Genomic DNA, 255 nt, shown 5'->3' with positions numbered 1-255 from the left:
CACGCTGCTGCATTAAGCTGCGGAACTCAAAAGCAGTCTGCCATGCGTTCGGCTTGCGGTGCAGCACCCGAAACAACGGATGATCGCTGGCCTTCGACTTGTCCGCTTTGCGCTGCATATGAAGCGGCAGCATCCCAATGCTGAAGGCAATGAGCGACACGCAGCGCAGGATGGTTGTATTCTTCATTGCCGACTTGGCGTTGATATGCGCCCCGGATTCCGTCATCCCGCCGCCGCCCGTGCGCATGAACTCCA

Annotated in this window: 1 protein-coding gene; it reads right to left on the bottom strand. The window is 58.4% G+C overall.

Going from position 1 to position 255, the window contains the following annotated elements; translation table 11 throughout:
- Window positions 1-255, bottom strand: a 255-nt coding sequence (locus FCK22_RS18170) for a phage portal protein (protein WP_136720766.1), incomplete at both ends; no start/stop codon positions are given.

Origin of the sequence: Sulfitobacter sp. 15WGC (genome assembly GCF_005068605.1) — a bacterium.
Taxonomy (GTDB): Bacteria; Pseudomonadota; Alphaproteobacteria; order Rhodobacterales; family Rhodobacteraceae; genus Sulfitobacter; species Sulfitobacter faviae.
Note: the sequence above shows the minus strand (reverse complement) of the source record. Positions and strands in the feature narration are given on the sequence as shown.